The sequence below is a fragment of the Paenibacillus sp. DRB1-1 genome (genome assembly GCF_052119485.1).
Classification (GTDB): domain Bacteria; phylum Bacillota; class Bacilli; order Paenibacillales; family Paenibacillaceae; genus Paenibacillus; species Paenibacillus polymyxa_B.
In genome coordinates, this window is the sequence record NZ_JBODQH010000001.1 from 1,775,188 (window position 1) to 1,791,528 (window position 16,341).

The 16,341-nt window shown below is 47.3% G+C and carries 13 protein-coding genes; 3 read left to right on the plus strand and 10 right to left on the minus strand.

Going from position 1 to position 16,341, the window contains the following annotated elements:
* Window positions 1-49 precede the first annotated feature (49 nt).
* From ACQW03_RS07825 to ACQW03_RS07840, 4 genes are all read right to left on the minus strand, one after another.
* Window positions 50-1,117: a response regulator transcription factor gene (locus ACQW03_RS07825; RefSeq protein WP_076293138.1), complete on the minus strand. Its 1,068-nt coding sequence runs from the start codon at window positions 1,115-1,117 to the stop codon at window positions 50-52.
* The gene (locus tag ACQW03_RS07830) at window positions 1,114-2,913 is read right to left on the minus strand and encodes a sensor histidine kinase (protein WP_441949107.1); all 1,800 of its coding nucleotides are present in this window, start codon (window positions 2,911-2,913) and stop codon (window positions 1,114-1,116) included. The genes ACQW03_RS07825 and ACQW03_RS07830 overlap by 4 nt, the downstream gene beginning before the upstream one ends.
* Before the next feature lie 133 nt (window positions 2,914-3,046).
* Window positions 3,047-5,053, minus strand: coding sequence for a beta-galactosidase (locus ACQW03_RS07835; RefSeq protein WP_220030710.1), 2,007 nt, complete (start codon window positions 5,051-5,053; stop codon window positions 3,047-3,049).
* A complete protein-coding gene (locus ACQW03_RS07840; protein ID WP_258383037.1) occupies window positions 5,053-5,271 on the minus strand; it encodes an MFS transporter in 219 nt (72 codons plus the stop codon). Before ACQW03_RS07840 ends, ACQW03_RS07835 begins: the two co-directional genes overlap by 1 nt.
* Window positions 5,272-5,400: 129 nt before the next feature.
* Between ACQW03_RS07840 and ACQW03_RS07845 the strand changes: the two genes are divergently transcribed.
* Window positions 5,401-6,321 carry an AraC family transcriptional regulator gene (locus ACQW03_RS07845; protein ID WP_071639475.1) on the plus strand — a complete coding sequence of 307 codons (921 nt, stop codon included), beginning with the start codon at window positions 5,401-5,403 and terminating at the stop codon, window positions 6,319-6,321.
* 152 nt (window positions 6,322-6,473) lie between these two features.
* Here ACQW03_RS07845 and ACQW03_RS07850 read toward each other — a convergent pair whose 3' ends face one another.
* Window positions 6,474-7,562 (minus strand): site-2 protease family protein, encoded by a 1,089-nt coding sequence (locus ACQW03_RS07850; RefSeq protein ID WP_220030709.1) that lies wholly within the window; start codon window positions 7,560-7,562, stop codon window positions 6,474-6,476.
* 322 nt (window positions 7,563-7,884) lie between these two features.
* Between ACQW03_RS07850 and ACQW03_RS07855 the strand changes: the two genes are divergently transcribed.
* On the plus strand, window positions 7,885-11,250 hold the full coding sequence (locus ACQW03_RS07855) for a DEAD/DEAH box helicase (RefSeq protein WP_071639472.1): 3,366 nt from the start codon (window positions 7,885-7,887) through the stop codon (window positions 11,248-11,250).
* Between the two features lie 127 nt (window positions 11,251-11,377).
* On the opposite strand, the gene ACQW03_RS07860 is transcribed toward ACQW03_RS07855, so the two are convergent.
* The 4 genes from ACQW03_RS07860 to ACQW03_RS07875 all read right to left on the minus strand — a co-directional run bounded on the left by ACQW03_RS07860 (window position 11,378) and on the right by ACQW03_RS07875 (window position 14,500).
* On the minus strand, window positions 11,378-12,328 hold the full coding sequence (locus tag ACQW03_RS07860; RefSeq protein WP_071639471.1) for a ring-cleaving dioxygenase: 951 nt from the start codon (window positions 12,326-12,328) through the stop codon (window positions 11,378-11,380).
* A 55-nt stretch (window positions 12,329-12,383) separates the two neighbouring features.
* Window positions 12,384-13,010: a nitroreductase family protein gene (locus ACQW03_RS07865; protein ID WP_441949111.1), complete on the minus strand. Its 627-nt coding sequence runs from the start codon at window positions 13,008-13,010 to the stop codon at window positions 12,384-12,386.
* 140 nt (window positions 13,011-13,150) lie between these two features.
* Window positions 13,151-13,522: an MmcQ/YjbR family DNA-binding protein gene (locus ACQW03_RS07870; RefSeq protein ID WP_023986918.1), complete on the minus strand. Its 372-nt coding sequence runs from the start codon at window positions 13,520-13,522 to the stop codon at window positions 13,151-13,153.
* Between the two features lie 429 nt (window positions 13,523-13,951).
* On the minus strand, window positions 13,952-14,500 hold the full coding sequence (locus tag ACQW03_RS07875) for an NADPH-dependent FMN reductase (RefSeq protein WP_441949114.1): 549 nt from the start codon (window positions 14,498-14,500) through the stop codon (window positions 13,952-13,954).
* 126 nt (window positions 14,501-14,626) lie between these two features.
* On the opposite strand from ACQW03_RS07875, the gene ACQW03_RS07880 reads away from it, so the two are divergent.
* Complete coding sequence (locus ACQW03_RS07880) at window positions 14,627-15,160, plus strand: VOC family protein (RefSeq protein ID WP_441949116.1); 534 nt, start codon at window positions 14,627-14,629, stop codon at window positions 15,158-15,160.
* A 119-nt stretch (window positions 15,161-15,279) separates the two neighbouring features.
* Here ACQW03_RS07880 and ACQW03_RS07885 read toward each other — a convergent pair whose 3' ends face one another.
* Window positions 15,280-16,287: an AI-2E family transporter gene (locus ACQW03_RS07885; protein ID WP_071639467.1), complete on the minus strand. Its 1,008-nt coding sequence runs from the start codon at window positions 16,285-16,287 to the stop codon at window positions 15,280-15,282.
* Window positions 16,288-16,341 lie beyond the last annotated feature (54 nt).

Consider the following 16,341-nt stretch of genomic DNA (forward strand, 5'->3'; position numbering starts at 1 on the left):
GAGGTCACTTCTGCCATTGGACACCCTTAGCTTATTGAATTGGACTTTTTTAAACTTCCTTCCTCATTTCACCGGGTGCCATGCCAAAATGCTTTTTAAATACCCGATAGAAATAAGACACGTCCTCATATCCTGCCATCTCCGCAACTGCTTTAATTGAAATCTGTTTATTGGCCAGCCATTCCCGCGCCTTTTCCATTCTTCGCTCTACGATGTAGTCCGTTACATTTTGACCATACTCCTGCTTAAATACCTTGCTCATATACTCTTTGCTCACAAAAAAGTTTTTCGCCAACTGCTCCAGTGTAATCGGCCCAGCAAAGTGACTGTCGATATATCGCCGTACCTCTTCTAAATTCAGCTTGTTTTTGTATTTTCGCTGCCGAATGAGCTGATCCAGTTCCTGAACATAGCACGACGATACGAATTCCAACGCATGTTCTACAGAGGACACGGCATCCTGCGGCAGTGGAAATCCTGCCTTTGTCGTAGAATTATCCAGCCCGTTATCCGCTGCAAGCTCTTTCAGCAGGGAAAGAAGTTCCTGCACCAGCCTGCCTAGCATATGTGGACTTGGTGCTCCATAACTCTCCAACTCCTGCATAACCTGCCTGCAGGTTAAGTTCACCCCGTCACAGTTCAGCTCATTAAAATAAAGACGCAGCAGTTGCTTATACCGGGTCAGCTTGTGAAAAAACTCATAATCCAGCTCTGTCGCTTCTTGCTGCTGTTCAGCCACCTTGACCTCCAGATCGTTTTTGCATTTGAGTAGCACTGCATTCAGCTCTGCAGGATTGACTGGCTTTAGCAAATAATCAACGGCCTTATAGCGGATGGCATGTTTGGCATACGCAAAGTCATCATATCCGCTCACGACAATGATTTTCACATCAGGACAATGATTATTTAGCGCTTGCAGCAGCTCCACTCCGTCCGCACCCGGCATGTGCATATCAGTAATCACAATATGGGGAGCTAACTCCCCGACCAGCCTGAACGCCTCGTCTCCGTCTTCAGCCTCACCCACTACCAACATTCCAAGTTTTCCCCATGTGCCAAATGTCTTCAGAATATCGCGATTCCACGGCTCATCGTCCACAATTAATACTCTGATCATACTTTTCCCTCCTCTGCTGAGGTGAATGGAATGCGAATGGTGACACGTGTACCGACTCCCTGCTCACTATCTATCGTCACTCCGTAGTGCATTCCAAAATTCATCCGTATGCGTGAAGACACATTGCTCAATCCGATATGACTACCCTGCGCCCAGATCGGTTCCTCCGACGCGTTTTCCAGCTTTGCCCGTAGTTTTTCCAGCTTGTCCGGGGCCATGCCGTTTCCATTATCGCAAACCGTAATACACACATCTTGTTTCATAATCTCCACCCGAATCCCCATTTGCCATGCCCCCGCCTTTCGATCAAGACCGTGCTGAAACGCGTTTTCCAACAATGGCTGAAGCGATAGCTTAGGCAGTCGAATATCCATCGCCTGTTCTTCCGTCTCCACCTGGAACACCAATCTTTGTGGAAATCGCCGTTGCTGGATACGCATATAATGTCCCACATGGTCGAGCTCTGCGCGTAAAGAGGCCAAATCCTGAGGTTCCCGTACCACGTAACGGAACATCTCACTCAGCGACCGAATGACTTCATAGGTGTCCTCCGGCTTTTGAGAAAATACCATACTTCCGATCATTTGCAGCGTATTTTGCAGAAAATGTGGATGAATCTGCGCTTGGAGCGCTTTCAATTCAGCCGTCTTTTTTTGCAAATTTATACTGTATTCCGCCTGAATATGCTCGCGAATTCGGCCTGCCATCCCATGCAGACTTCTTTCCAGCAGCCCAATCTCATCCGGGCGTGTACTTGGCTGTCCAATCGGTCCTTTGATCATATCCAGCTCCTGTACGGAACGCGCCAAATGAACAATCGGACGTGCAGTCCGCCATGCGATGAAAACGGCAATGCAGATGGAAACCAGGATTGAAATCACGCCTACGATAATACCATACAGCATGGTTGAAAAGGCACTGTGGTTAATGGAGGAAGTGGGTACGATTTTGACCACCTTTAGCCCAACTACATCCAGATCATTATAGAACACATAATGTTCAGCAGTTTGAATCATCCCGGGGCCCGGCTTAACGTCACGAAGGGCTGTCAGCACACCTGCAGGTGGAGGCGACTGCCGAGCCTGTGCTGGATACATAACCCTGCCATCCGCATCTGTAATAAGCACCTGATGCTGATCCCCTCGTCCCAGCAGGCCCAGCGTCTGATCGAATTGCGACCACAATACATCCAATGAAATAGCCCCCGTCTGCTTCTGGTCTTCGAAACGCCGAATACTGCGCGTCAAAGTAAAGCGTTCCGGGTCAGCAGAGCTTGGACGAATCGAATAATCCTTATTCGCTTGCCACATCTCGGCATACTGTGGGGGAATACCGCTCACTGTCGTAATTTCATTTTGCATGCTATTGAAGGTAAACAGGGTTTGCGATTGCTTCAAATAAAGCTGGATGCCGATCACATGACTTCCGGCCGAATAATACACATTCGCCATCGTATTCAGCATTTTTCGCTGGGCATTAAATTGGCTCGAAAGATTGTCAGGCTCGCGCTCATTCAAATAATCGCTCAGATCAGGGCTGATCTGAATGCTGTAAATCAGATGATTCAGACGATCTAGCTGGTCGCTGATATAGATCCCCGTCCATTTCATATTGGACATGTTCGTCTCTACCACTTCAGTTTCCATGGAAGCTCTACTTTTTTCCGCAGCCAGCACCGTGACAGCAATGACCGGCAGCACAGATAGAACAATCATCGTCAAGATCAGCTTAAGCTGAATACTACGTCGATACGGGGCCGTCAGCGCCCGGAACCAACGGACTGCTCGGGTTGGCATAGCGATGCACTCCTCTATTCAGCCATATGCGAAAACGCCCCGTAATTCGCAGGGGCGCTTCATTTACCGGATACTTCCGGAGAATACCTATATGATATTAATCGTAAATCGATTTCAGCTCATTATTCATCATTTACGCTTCTTCGATAATTATAACACCCCAAGGCTCTATTGAAAGCGTTTGTCCTTGGGTAACTGTACGCCCCCCGATTAACTCCTTGCCGTCCCCATGTGGATATACCACCGAGCCTGCTTGTTCGGAATAGTTAAAATAGTACCGGATTGTCCGTCCCAGCTCATTCGTGCCGGATTTAACAATGATCGGATAAGACGTTTCCTGATCCATTCCCCATACTCCCGCCTTTTTGGCTACAGAGCTGAATAGTTCGCGGATGACCGCTGGGCTGACGATACAGCCGATGTAGGTCGCTGTTCCCTGACCATAGCGGTTTTGCGTAATCGCGGCATATTTTCCCCAATGCGGGTGATCGTAATAGGCCAACACTTCGGCGGTCGTCGGGGTAATCAGCTCCATCCACGTATCTACCTGATTGTCCTCTGGTAGCACCTCAAAAGGATTATTTTTGAGCGTCACCTTCTTCGGCTCCACGAACAAGCTGTAATGAACGCCGCAGGCTTCGCTAATCACGCCCGGCTGCCGGGACGTTCTCACCTGCACATGCTCGTCGGTAAATCCGCTTCGGAATGTGTATACTATATGACCACCTTTCTCCACATATCGGTTCAGCTTCTCCAGTAGTTCGTCTGGGGCGGAATAGAGGACCGGGACGATCAAGAGATCATAGTCGTCAAACGATTCTGTTCCTGGATGAACAATATCCGTCCCAATATTCAGTTTATACAACTCGTCATACAAACGGCGTACGATGTCATTGTAATTCAACGGGCTGCTCATATTAAATTTAAACCAGTCAATCGACGTCAATGCTTCGTTGCTGACCAGAATCGCCGTTTTATTTTTCTTTTTCAGGTTGACCAAATGCGGAGACAATCTTGCAAAATCCTTCCCTATGGTCTGTGCTTCCTCATACACAGGATTCGGTTCAAAATCATGGCTGAGCAGACCCTTCCAGTAGGTTTCGAAGGAATTATGGATGGAATGCCAGTGCCAGTATGCCACCATATTGGCCCCAGAAGCCAGATGGCTGAACGCTTGCAGACGCAATTGCCCCGGATAGGGAACCCAGTGGGTAAAAGCCTGCGCTTCCGTTTCTAGCACTAGATAGTTGCTATTTTTCGTCGAACGCGCTACATCGCCACCGAAGGAAATTTCAATTCCAGTCAGGTCATCCTGTGATGGATGGTAAATATCCACCCCAGTCACATCAAAGGCTTGCGATGCCGCAAAGTGATCCACGTCTGGCTGAACACCAAAGGAATGACCTCTCCATTCAAAATCAAAGTTTTGCGTAACAAATTGGTCTTCCCGCTTATATTCATTCACCAGCGCGACCTGCCATGCTAGGAAATCCGTCACCAGCTTGCGCTGGAATTGGGAAAAGGCTGCGCCCAAACTTCCATTAATCGTTCCGACCACCGAAGGAAAGTCCTCCCAGCTATTGATGCGATTACTCCAGTAGTCCAGACCAAATTTGCGGTTTAGCTCCTCCAGCGATTCGAACCGCTCCCTCAAATACTTCACAAATTGCAATTGCACATTTGGACCGCTCGTGTGGTAATGCTTGGTCTCGTTATCCGTCTGAAAGCCAATGACCGCCGGATGCTGACTCACCCGTCCGATCAGCTTGCGTATGATTCGCTCGGCATGGAACAGGTACACCGGGTTCGTAATGTCCATAATCTGGCGAGCTCCATATTTGCCCGGACCTTGAGGCGTTGTCGCCAATACATCAGGATGCTCCTTCACTAGCCATGTGGGTACGGCATAGGTGGGCGTCCCCACAATGACTTCGATACCCGCCTTATGCATGGCGTCCAGCACCCGATCCACAGAGGTAAAATCAAACACGCCGTTTTGTGGTTCATGCGTACTCCAAGTGGATTCAGCAATCCGCACCACGTTGATGCCCGCATCCTTCATCATTTGGATATCCTGGTCCAAACGGTCATAAGGCATATACTCATCATAATAGGCAACACCGTACAGTAGCTTTTTCATCAAGTCGTCCTCCAATTAGGTTCGTTAGGATTTAACAAAATTCGATTCCAGTCGCTCCGAAGTGCAAGATATAGACGAACCAAGCCGCCCTTTAGATTGGCTCGGTCAATGATCACACCGAAGAACGGAGCACTAAGGGCATCCCATATACGGGCTAGTACGAATAAAGTACCGATAATAGAAACAGATATGCCGACATAGTCCGTATAAAATAGCAACGCAAGCGATTTCTTTTATGTAAAAGCTTATACTATAGCATTTGTAAACGCTCTTTTATTATAGTTAAATGTTCGATACAATGAGATTGTCTAAGCGGTGTAAAATTTGCCCTAATCGAAGGTGATCTGATGATATTAAATCCTGATGTTGATCCAGCTCTATTTCATGACTGCCAATGGCTGCCCATTATTGACTGGAATGTGAAATTTTTTGGCGCCCATATTCACCGGGTCAAAGCGGATTGGTGCATGCCTGAGGAATCTCATATCGGTTTTGAAATTGCACTCGTTTTAGAAGGTCGTCAGGAAACGATTATGGAAAATAACGTATATTCGGTTGGGGAAGGTGATATTTTAATTATTCCGCCGGGTTTCAAGCATGTGAGTCAGTGTGTTTCCCCAAACGGCATGTACTATTTTAGCTCTCATTTTAATGTCGATGATCCATTGTTCCGTCAGGAAATGATTAAGAGCAATCAGCTCTTTTTCCCAGCGGGTACTGAAACGAATACCAAGCTGCAAAAGGTCGTCCATAGCTGGATTGGTATGGTGCAGGAAAGCGGAGAATATACGACAGCAGACCGTTTTCGTATGCAAATTGCCTTATTTGAGCTATTCGGGATATTCTCGCAAATGATATCTACCGGTTTGGAGCCCAGAATTGCGCCTTCATCCGTTCAATATGCCAAGGCCATCATGGAAGCCATTCAATCAAGGTTTAAGCCTTATCGGGAAGATGAATCTGACGAGCAAGCGTTCCGCCTTGAAGATGTGGCAGCTTCCCTCGGGATCAGTCCTGGCTACGCCCAGGAAGTGTTCCGCAAGGTATACGGCTATTCTCCACGTCACTATCTATCGGAGACCAAGCTGCATGAGGCTAAGGTGCTGATCCAGCAGCCCAATCTGCCACTCAACAAGGTAGCTTCCCTGCTCGGATACTCCAGTTTGGCTCATTTCAGCAGACAGTTCAAACGCTGGACAGGCACCAGCCCACTTAAATACCGCCAGACGTTAAAGCCGATTACTGATGAACAAAGGATTAAGTTATAAGGACGGAAAGCAAAGGCTCCACCGTGTTATTCATACAAAAAAAGAGCGTGACACCGAATATTGCGGTTGTCGCGCTCTTTTCACTCAATTTTCTATAAGCTGTACCGTTGCCTTAATGATCTAAAATCTTGACCAAGTTCTCATTATTCGAATCACAGCCTAATATCCCCTATATGCTGGTGCACCACATACATCATCCCCATCAGGAATACGGCCAAAGCCAAGTAACCGATGCCGAATTTCCAGCGCGATGATGCGGGTACTTCGTAATATTTATCATTTTCAAACGGAATGTAATCAATCCCACACAGCAATCTGAGCTGGTACGCATCCGGCGTCGGTATATGTTCAACACCGTTCAGCCATACATGCTGGACAAGACACTGCTGTGGCAGCAGAATTGTCTGCTCCACATCCAGACTTTCCATGTACACTGTCACATACTGTTGCCCCTCCAAATCCGAGTAGGTATTAAAAGATAATCTGCGCGTGTGCTCCGGTCCGGGTAGCGGATATCCTTGTTCATACAGATGCTGTACATTCACCAGCGGCTTTTGCAAAAAGGATTGGACCTTAACCTCTTCTTTATTGCGCTTAACATATTTTTTGTACAAATCGTAGGCAAAGAACGCCCATATCAAGAAAAATAAAAAGGATTTTAGATATACTACGACTACAATTCCACCCAATAGGCCCACCAGCCACAGCCAACGCGTCACTGCCGTGGAAATCCGTCCTCCGTCGAGCGGATGAATCGGCAGCAGGTTGATCAGGTTCAGGAAAAACCCGACATACGAGAGCGCATACAACAGGGGACTATCTGTTGCATAGGCTCCTGCGTATACCGCCATAGCCCCAACCGTCCCCAGTAACGGGCCGCCCATGGCCACATAAGCCTCTGTCTGCGCATCCAAAGGTTGCCGTTTCATTGTGATCAGCGCACCGAGAAAAGGAATAAATAACGGTGCTGACACGGGAAGCCCCTTGCGCTTGGCGGCCAATACATGTCCCAGCTCATGCACAAACAACAGCAACACGAATCCGACCGCAAATCCCCACGGGTAAATGATCGCATATGTGCCAATCGTTAGCGCCATAGATATCAGCGCACCGCCAAATTTACTGAATTTTAAAAGGGCAAGTAACGACTTACCTTTCAGAAGAAGCAATGCTGCTGCACTACCAAGGTACCATTTGGATGAGCCGGATTTGGAATCGGTCTTTTTCTCTTCATTTTGCAAAAGTATCCGTCTCCTTTCTTTAACACTTCCATTGTATCCTGCTATGTGCAGCTTGTAAAAACTTCTCTAACCCACAGATAAGCGAACCGGGGTAGCCATTTATATTATTCCTCGTGCAGATTTCGATGTCCGCTTAAAGCAGCACGACGAATATAATATAGCTGTAGCCCCCTGGCAGGCTTTGGTTCAATGACGGACCAAGGCCTGTTTTTTTCTGCTCTCCTTTTTTTGTAAAGTTACGTTTCGCACGCAAGTGTCCATCCTCCTGTCTGTTCTGTTATCATGTAAGAAAACGGAATAACTCAGGAAAGGATTACGAATCATGAGTTTTGAACTTACCCGGCGAGCCATCAGACAACTATGCAGTCAAGCTGCTTATGACGACGGGGATGCCTATTACCGGGCCAAAAGAGTGGCCTTTACACAAATAGATCATGATGAAGGGGTATACGAAGCTACGGTCAAAGGAAGCAGCTTTTATGCTGTTGCGGCGATGATCCGATCCAATGGAAGTATCCGAGCAGAGTGCACCTGTAGCACATTTCAGAACACCGGACGATATTGCAAACATATCGCTGCTGTTCTCCTTAACGCCCATGATATACGCCGTGGAAAAAGTCTGTCAGTGCGTTCCTACGCCTCCAGACTTCATCCTGGTACTGCCCCAGATACAGCAGGAAGCATGGATTCAGACGGGATGTACACATCTACAGATACTCCGTATGATTACACTGCTAAAACGGCACGATCCTCTGACATCACACAAGGGGATCTCCAGCTGACCGACAGTATGTTAAAACTATTTGACCGCAAGAGACCGCTTCGCAGCACGCCTACCCTGCTGGATACTCGTGCGGTCTTGGATTTTCAGTTCGTGATCCGACCTTTTGCCTACGGTTACCAAAAATATATGTTTGGTGTAGAAATGAAGGCTGGTCCCAAACGATTATATATCGTCCAGAAAATTCGTCCGTTTCTGGATAGTATTGACCGTGGGGATAGCTATATGTTCACGAAAAGCTTCTCGTACGAGCCTGAGTTGTACCGCTTCCGACCTGAACATGACGCTATTCTCCAGCAATTATCCCAGGTGTGCCACCATGAGCGTATGATTCGGGAAACCTCAGGCACGTATTCATCTTCCAGTAGCCATATGAGCGGAGAGCGAATGCTCCTCATTCCGCCTGCGGCTTGGGAAAAGCTGCTCCCCTTGCTGACAACAGCACAGGGCGTCTACTTTGAAATTCACGGAAACATGAGCGAGGGTATTCCCCAGTCCGACCTGATGCTTCCACTGCAATTTGAATTTGATGAGACCGGGACCGTAACCGACGGCTACCAGCTAAGCATACAAGGATTGGATGACTTGACCATCATGGAGGACTATGGTGTCGTCATTGCCGATGGCAAGCTTGTCAAACAGAAGGCCGATCCCTTACGGCGTTTGTCCGATCTAAAACGGATGGTAGAGGTACACCACAGGCGAAAAGTTCTGATTGCGCCAGAGCAGATGGAATCTTTTATGGACAAGGTTGTACCCGGGTTAATGAAGCTCGGACGTGTTCATATGACTCGGTCCGTCTCAGATCGGGTCACACAGCAGCCATTGAAGGCAAAGCTATATCTGGACCGGGTAAGAGACAAGCTGCTGGCAGGGCTGGAGTTCCAATATGGGGATATCATCATCAACCCGCTGGAAACAGATGCACGAACGCCTGGTAACGACCGAATTCTGATACGTGATGGGGAACAGGAGCAGCGGATTTTGGAACTGATGGAGCATAGCTCTTTTGCCAGAACAGACAGCGGATATTTTATGGAAGATGAAGATGCAGAGTATGATTTTTTGTACCATACCGTTCCGCAACTGGAAAAGCTGCTGGACGTCTATGCTACAGGTGCAGTCAAAGCGAAAATAAACAATACTTTGCCTACCCCAAGGATACGCGCGGAGTGGGATGAACGTACGGATTGGCTTGAATTTAAATTTGATATGGAGGGCATACCGGAACCGGAAATTCGCAAACTGCTCAAATCGTTAGAGGAAAAACAGAGATATCACCGTCTGCCAAATGGTGCCTTGCTGCCGCTAGAAACAGAGGAGTACAAGGAATTGATTCGGTTCATGAATGAAACAGGTATCCGCAAAAGCGATCTGGATGCAGCGCAAATTCGTGTTCCCGTCACGCAAGGACTGTACTTAATTGATCCTCACGATCATGGGAAAAACCTGACTTTGGGTAAAACCTTTCGCCAGCTGCTGGAAAATATACGCAACCCAGACCATCTCGACTTTCCAGTTCCAGACATGCTTGCCCCCATCTTGAGAGATTATCAGGTTTACGGCTTTCAATGGCTTAAGACATTGGCGCATTACCGTTTTGGGGGCATTTTGGCAGATGATATGGGGCTGGGTAAAACGCTGCAAAGTATCGCCTTTCTCGTCTCAGTATTGCCGGAGATTCGCAGCCAGCAGCTTCCAGCCATGATCGTGTCCCCTGCATCACTGGTGTACAACTGGCGGAATGAGCTGGAGAAATTTGCTCCACACGTCCGCGTCACTATCGCAGATGGCAGCCCGGAAGAACGCGGACGAATCATACGGGATGCCGCCAGTTATGATGTCGTCATTACGTCCTACCCGCTGCTACGGCGCGATGCAGATGTGTACAGCAAACCATCGTTTCATACGCTCATACTGGACGAGGCGCAGGCTTTCAAGAACCATGCCACCCAGACAGCACAAGCTGTTAAGGATGTAAAAGCCCGTTACCGTTTTGCCCTGACAGGAACGCCTATAGAAAATACATTGGAAGAGCTATGGTCCATCTTTGACGTTGTATTTCCTGCGCTATTTCCCGGTGGGAAAAGAGTGTTTCACAACCTGCCTCGAAATGTGATTGCCAAGCGGGTTCGTCCGTTTCTGCTGCGCCGTCTTAAGAGTGATGTCCTCAAGGAGCTGCCGGAGAAAATCGAATCCGTGCAGGTATCCCGGCTTCTGCCAGATCAAAAAAAGCTGTATACAGCCTATCTGGCCAAGCTCCAGCATGAAACGTTGAAGCATCTCAACGAGGAAGGATTTCAGAAAAATCGGATCAAAATTCTCGCAGGTCTGACCCGACTTCGTCAGCTCTGCTGTCATCCGGGCTTGTTCATCGAAGGATATACGGGAAGCTCCGCCAAATTTGAGCAGCTGTTGGAGATCATTACGGAATGTCTCAGCTCCGGGAAACGGATACTCATTTTTTCACAGTTCACTACGATGCTTCAAATGATCGGACGCGAGCTTGCTCGAGAAGGGGTGTCCTACTTTTACCTGGATGGGCAGACTCCCGCTCCGGAACGAGTCGAGCTGTGCAGTCGCTTCAACGAAGGAGAACGCGAGCTGTTCCTGATTTCCCTAAAGGCAGGAGGCACTGGCCTGAACCTCACCGGCGCAGATACAGTCATTCTGTATGACCTGTGGTGGAATCCCGCTGTAGAGGAGCAGGCTACCAACCGCGCACATCGAATGGGCCAGAAAAAAGTCGTGCAGGTTATTCGTCTCGTCGCCCAAGGCACGGTAGAGGATAAAATGTATGAGCTGCAACAAAAAAAGAAAAACATGATCGACCAGGTCATCCAGCCGGGGCAAGAAACCCTTTCGGCACTGACCGAGCTGGAGATTCGCGAACTGCTCATGATCTAGCCGACTCTTCCACGCTTATTTATACGTTAGTATGACAATTCCACACGCAAAAAAGGTCCAATCACGGTAGAAATCTTCCCGTATTGGACCTTTTTGCTTCTAAATATGATTGTTTGGATCGAGCAGATTAATCCTGTTTTAATACTCTAGGTTCAATCGGAACCAGGTTAGACTCAATCTGGGTGCGCTGAGGCTCATACCGTTCAGGCAGCATCAGCTTGTGACCTAACTCATTCAATTCCTCATCCACGGTAAATCCGGGTGGATCGGTTGCGATCTCGAATAAAATACCGCCCCGCTCGCGGAAGTATACGGCATTAAAGTATTGGCGATCTACAATACCACTGGTCCCAAAACCATGCTGATGAACCCATTCGTTCCACACCTGATGCTCCGTATCGTCCTGCGCGCGCCAGGCAATATGGTGAACCGTACCGGCGCCGCCATTCCCCCACGGGACATCCTTGACCGGAATGTCGATCAGGTTGCCCAAATCACCTGTCGTCTGATAGCGGATGTAGCCTGCATTTGCGTCTTCTCCGATGGGAGTCATCCCCAAGACGTTCTCCAACACCTCTTGCGTATGCTTGGAATCCGCACTGTACAGTACCGCCCCGCCAAAGCCCTTGATAGCTTTATCCGTAGGCACGCCGCCTGCTGTCCACGTGTTCACCGGGCCATCTTCCCGCTCCACCAGCTCCAGATGCAAGCCCTCGTTGTCTCGGAACTGGATGAATGACTCGCCAAAACGAGTGGCCTTCGTGAAAGATACTTTCAAGCTGTGCAGACGGTTTTCCCAGTATTCCAAAGCACCGGACGGCACGACATACGTCGTAATCCCGACCTGTCCACCTCCAATCTTACCCTTGCGTGTACCCGGAGCTGGAAAAAAGGTAATGATCGTTCCCGGGCTGCCCTCTTCATTACCAAAGTACAAATGGTATACTTCTGGAGCATCAAAGTTGATCGTCTTTTTAATCAATCGCAAACCAAGTACGCCTGCGTAAAAATCAACGTTGCCCTGCGGGTCTCCTGCAAAGGACGTGATATGGTGAATTCCAGCGGTTTTCAATGACATCTTTATCACTCCTTCATTAACATGTTGATTTATTTACACAAATGATTTACAAATTTCAAAACCCATTGTAGCTGACAAATTGTCCAACTGGCTTGCGATATCCCCGTGCCCGCTGACCCGATTCGTCCTCTTTACCCAAGGTAATCATCATCACGGGTACAAATTGCTCTGGAATATTCAGTACTTCCTGTACCTTCGCCGGATCAAAACCGATCATCGGGCAAGTATCCCAGCCTTTGTCCTTGGCAATCAACATCAATTGCATAGCCGACAGGCTGGCATTACGGATCGCTTCTTCTCTCTGGAAGACAGGTCCCCGCTCGCGATAAAATTGAGTCACCGATTCCACTGTACTATTATATTCCTGCTTGCTCAGGACACCTAAATTCAGGAATCCTTCGTTGAGGTCAGCTACCTTGGTATAAGCTTCTGTATCCCCCAGCACTACAATGGTTGCCGAAGCCGTTAATATTTTATACTGCTTACTTGCCTCATCATGCAGTCTTTGTTTGGTATCAGCATCCTGTACTACGATATAACGCGCATGCTGTAAATTAAAAGCTGATGGAGCAAACTTCACCAGCTGAAATATTTCTTCTAGTTCTTTTGCATCTATAGTAACATCAGGAATAAATTTAGAAGCCGATCTTCTCTCTTGAATAATATTCACCAGTTCGCTCATGTTAAGTTCCACTCCTTGATATTATTTTCAAATGAATTATCTTTAAATTAAGAATATATCCATTCGTGATTTCTGTCAAGTAAAACTATAATCATGTTAGTAAGTATTTTGGGATACAACCTAAGGACTTCACCAGCCCTTTACAAATCCGTTGCCCGTATTCTCATCGTAATCGCTTCGCGTTGCGCTTTGGTTAAGCTCTTGAAGACCAGCTCATACGAATGGTCGATCATGCTGTACAAATCCTCCAGTGGGAAGGTAGCATCAACCTCAATCGTATTCCAATGCTTTTTATTTAAATGATAGCCTGGCTTAATCGCCTTGTTTTGTTCACGCAGATTTACCGCAATGATCGGATCACATTTCAAGGATAGGTGGCTAATACCGTCCTTTTCAGATAATAGAGCAAACATCTTGCCTCCAACTTTCAGTACTAGCGTTTCAGCACCGAATGGATAATCCTTAACAGCCTCTTTTTGGCTCAGACCATACGCTACAATTTGTTCATACACCAGCCTTCACTCCTCTGCTTGAGTCATCATCTATGAAACGATTTGTGCCCTATTATATCACGCTCTCCACATACAATAGTCCCATGCTACAATTAGAATATCTGTGCCAAAAGGAGAGTCATTATGGATACCATCACACACATTGTTTGGCTTGGCCTTATACGGCGCAGTCAAAAAGCCGGATATGACGCGCAAGCAAAAAAGACTCCGTGGTCACCTTGAGCAAAGGCTCCCTCTGGACAGGCTCTCACACGGTGGCAAAGCTGCCATCCAAGGATGAGGCCAATTTAGATTCACTGTTTGCTGGCAATCCGAAGGCGCAAACGCTTGTGCAATGGTCGCCCTTCGTGGTTGTAGTAGACGACGGACAGCGTCTGGGCGTATATGACCCGCGTTTCTATCGGGAGGGTCAATCCTTTCTATATGAATTTATGTGCTTGTGCAAGCCTGCTCAAGCCCTTGAAGTAATGCTTCCAGCTCCTGCCTAGTTTCAGCGTTTGTAATTTCCCCTTCCTGATTTAACTTCAATGTGATATGCGGAATAATGACCTTTCCATTCTCCACAATTTCTGCATTGATCATTTGCAATGTGAGCAGCAGCGAGGCATGCGCCAGATGGCCGCCCATAGGAGATGGTGACGCGCTAATGACCGCTGTAGGTTTATTTACAAATTCACCTGAAGATACGAGCCAATCCAAGGCATTTTTCAAAGCACCTGGCACCCCATTCCCATATTCCGGTGTACAGATCAGCACTCCATCCACTTGTTTCAATTGTTCCCGTAGCTCTCTTACGGAAGCTGACCCCTCATCTACATCCAAGTCAGGGTTAAAATGCGGAAGATCCCCCAATCCATCATAAACTGTGAATATTATATTTTCAGAAGCCAGCCCAATAGTAGCCTTCATAAGCGCTGTATTGGAGGACTTTTGACGAAGGCTACCCGATATAGCCAATACCTTAATTTTCTGTTCCATCCGATCATCTCATTTCTTTTAACTTGATCTAATCTTACATATTCAGTGTACTATAATTAAAAAGTAAGTGAAAATTCATTAGATAATGGGTAAAAACAATAGATACAAGAAGGAGGAGATGTACATATGACCCCAAAGCAACATCCCATACGCGGAATCGACCATATTGGAATTACGGTACCTGACGTGGAACAGGCGACGACCTTTTTACAGGACGCTTTCGGGGCCGACATCTGCTACGATGCCCTCAACAAGCAGCAGCCTCCGCAAGAAGGAAAACAAGCCGAACAGCAATTAGGGCTCAAACAAGACGCACGCATCATTCACATTCGTCTGCTTCGCATCCATGAAGGACCGGGTATTGAGCTGTTTCAGTTGGAAAATACCCCGCAGGCCCCTGCTGCCCAATTAGCAGACTATGGTCTGCAGCATTTTGCTATCTACGTGGATGACATGCAAGTGGCAGCAGCACGTTTTCAACAAGCCGGAGGAACACTCTTGTCGCGTCCACATGCACTAACCGGAATTGAAGCAGGAGCACGTAACCAGTTTGTATATGGAAGATCACCCTGGGGAATGATTATCGAGCTGATTAGTTACCCTGACGGTATTCAGTATCCCCAAGAAAGCGAAGTGTACCGTTGGACACCTCCTGCATGATGATGAACGTCAGCGATTCTTCCTATGAACAAAAGGGCAATAAAAAAATGCCTGCGGCTTCGCAGGCATTCGTGATGAATCAATAGTCACTATACAAGGGTGGAATCTGTAGTGCTGAATCAAGTATCCTTCTCTTGCTTGCGTTTTATCCCAATCAGATCAAGGAAGAAAACAAACAACGGAATACCTACAATCAAGCCCCAAATTCCAATCAGATGCTCAGAGAAAATAAGTACGACAAAGGTAAAGAAGATCGGTAAATTCGTTTTGGATGACATCAGCTTCGGATTTAAGAAATAGGCCTCAATCGCATGAATCACCACGATCAGAATAACTAGATAAATCACATATTGAATGCCGCCGACACTGAAAGCGATCAGGCCGAGCGGTGCCAGTGAGATAAACACACCTGCCACCGGAACCAATCCAAGTACGAAAATGATGAGCGCAAGACCGAGCAGATTAGGGAAGCCCATAATCCAGAGTGCAATCGTGGTCAATATACAGTTAATAAGTGAAATCAGCAGTTGAGCCTCCAATACCTTCCCGAACGTATCCAGAAACATACGGCCAAAATGACCCACTTCCTTGAAAAACCACCCCAGCTTGCTATCTACAAACGTAGCTGTAAAACGTGTAATATATGATTTTTCCATCAGGAAGAACAAGCTTAAAATAATCGACACTAGAAGCTGTGTTCCCAATTGACTGACCTTCATCACTGCACTCAGGCCAGGCTCAAATAGCCGCTGAACATTCAGCGTGTCCATAAATTCGATAATCGTTTCGTTCCATTGATTACGATCAGGATACATATACGCTTGCTGAATCATGAGGTACACCTGCTTGACCTGTACAACGATTAACGGCACCATTCTGTATACGCCCCACACCATAATCAGAATTAGCAACCCATACACCAGTAGCAGCACGATCATTGACGGCACATTGACGAACCGCTTGACCAGCTTATTCACTCCGTTATATATACTACCAATCAAGATCGTAAGCAGCAGTGTTAACAACATAATATTCATCATGCTTCTTAACATAAACAACAGCAAAACGATTATCGCAAGGACGGCTATCCGCCTGACGCCCGCATGATTCATCCAGTTTCTTACCATTCGTCTTTATTCCCTCTTTCCCACTTGACTGTCAACTTTGCAATCTTCCTGAGC